General features: G+C 52.8%; 13 tRNA genes. All 13 read left to right on the forward strand.

Annotation, left to right across the window (positions count from 1 at the left end):
- Positions 1-45: 45 nt before the first annotated feature.
- Positions 46-118 (forward strand) — tRNA-Thr (locus tag EUI_RS0107115).
- Positions 119-126: 8 nt separating this feature from the next.
- Positions 127-198, forward strand: a tRNA-Gly gene (locus tag EUI_RS0107120).
- A 5-nt stretch (positions 199-203) separates the two neighbouring features.
- Positions 204-287 (forward strand) — tRNA-Leu (locus EUI_RS0107125).
- A 5-nt stretch (positions 288-292) separates the two neighbouring features.
- Positions 293-366, forward strand: a tRNA-Arg gene (locus EUI_RS0107130).
- A 66-nt stretch (positions 367-432) separates the two neighbouring features.
- Positions 433-506: transfer RNA gene (locus EUI_RS0107135), tRNA-Pro, on the forward strand.
- A 25-nt stretch (positions 507-531) separates the two neighbouring features.
- Positions 532-605: transfer RNA gene (locus EUI_RS0107140), tRNA-Met, on the forward strand.
- A gap of 13 nt (positions 606-618) precedes the next feature.
- A tRNA-Ile gene (locus EUI_RS0107145) sits at positions 619-692 on the forward strand.
- Positions 693-725: 33 nt separating this feature from the next.
- Positions 726-815, forward strand: a tRNA-Ser gene (locus EUI_RS0107150).
- A 27-nt stretch (positions 816-842) separates the two neighbouring features.
- Positions 843-916 (forward strand) — tRNA-Met (locus tag EUI_RS0107155).
- Positions 917-918: 2 nt separating this feature from the next.
- Positions 919-992: transfer RNA gene (locus EUI_RS0107160), tRNA-Asp, on the forward strand.
- Positions 993-1,017: 25 nt separating this feature from the next.
- A tRNA-Phe gene (locus tag EUI_RS0107165) sits at positions 1,018-1,090 on the forward strand.
- Positions 1,091-1,124: 34 nt separating this feature from the next.
- A tRNA-Gly gene (locus EUI_RS0107170) sits at positions 1,125-1,195 on the forward strand.
- A gap of 30 nt (positions 1,196-1,225) precedes the next feature.
- Positions 1,226-1,299: transfer RNA gene (locus EUI_RS0107175), tRNA-Ile, on the forward strand.
- Positions 1,300-1,348: the final 49 nt, after the last annotated feature.

Consider the following 1,348-nt stretch of genomic DNA (forward strand, 5'->3'; position numbering starts at 1 on the left):
CGAAAGCCAAGGAAACAAAACCGTGGCACGTCGGGATAAAGCGCTGCCGACTTAGCTCAGTTGGTAGAGCACCGCTCTTGTAAAGCGGGGGTCGAAGGTTCGAGTCCTTTAGTCGGCATGATCCATGCGGAAGTAGTTCAGTGGTAGAACATCACCTTGCCATGGTGGGGGTCGCGGGTTCGAATCCCGTCTTCCGCTTATATGCCGACGTGGCGGAATAGGCAGACGCACAGGACTTAAAATCCTGCGATAGAGATATCGTACCGGTTCGATCCCGGTCGTCGGCATATATGCACCTATAGCGCAATTGGATAGAGCGTCTGACTACGAATCAGGAGGTTGCAGGTTCGACTCCTGCTAGGTGCATAGAGGTTGAAGTAATTCAAACTCTTTTTTTAAGTTTAAAGGGGCAGTGCTCCGAAAAGAACTTATCGGGACGTAGCTCAGCTTGGTAGAGCACCTGGTTTGGGACCAGGGGGTCGCAGGTTCGAATCCTGTCGTCCCGATTGACAAGGAATTGTCAAAGAAGATCGCGGTGTAGCTCAGCTGGCTAGAGCGTCCGGTTCATACCCGGGAGGTCGAGGGTTCGATCCCCCCTGCCGCGATAGGCTCGATATAGGACCTTTAGCTCAGTTGGTTAGAGCAGACGGCTCATAACCGTCCGGTCGTTGGTTCGAGTCCAACAAGGTCCATGCAGGACTATACTGTATTGAAACACAGATGATGGAGAATTACCCAAGTCTGGCTGAAGGGAACGGTCTTGAAAACCGTCAGGTCGAGAAATCGGCGCGTGGGTTCGAATCCCACATTCTCCTTAGGTAGTGATACCTGAATACTATTATCGCGGGATGGAGCAGTCTGGTAGCTCGTCGGGCCCATAACCCGAAGGTCGCAGGTTCAAATCCTGCTCCCGCAATTGGTCGCATGGTCCAGTTGGTTAGGACGCCTGCCTGTCACGCAGGAGATCGCGGGTTCGAGCCCCGCTGTGACCGTTTAGTGTGGAAGACATGCTAAGATGGCGCTGTAGCTCAGTTGGTAGAGCATACGATTGAAGCTCGTAGTGTCGGCGGTTCGACTCCGTCCAGCGCCATAGATGTGCCAGCAGGGGCATCGGCAGAAGTGATGCGAATGTAGTTCAATGGTAGAATTCCAGCCTTCCAAGCTGGCTATGCGGGTTCGATTCCCGTCATTCGCTTTTATGCACCGCTGGGCATAAAAGAGATAAGGGCTATTAGCTCAGTTGGTTAGAGCGCTGTGTTGATAACGCAGAGGTCCCAGGTTCGAGTCCTGGATGGCCCATAGGTAAGTGAGTGACTGGTTTGTGCAGTTGGCTTGCTTTTTTTGTTCC

The sequence above is a fragment of the Leuconostoc gelidum subsp. gelidum KCTC 3527 genome (genome assembly GCF_000166715.1).
Classification (GTDB): domain Bacteria; phylum Bacillota; class Bacilli; order Lactobacillales; family Lactobacillaceae; genus Leuconostoc; species Leuconostoc gelidum.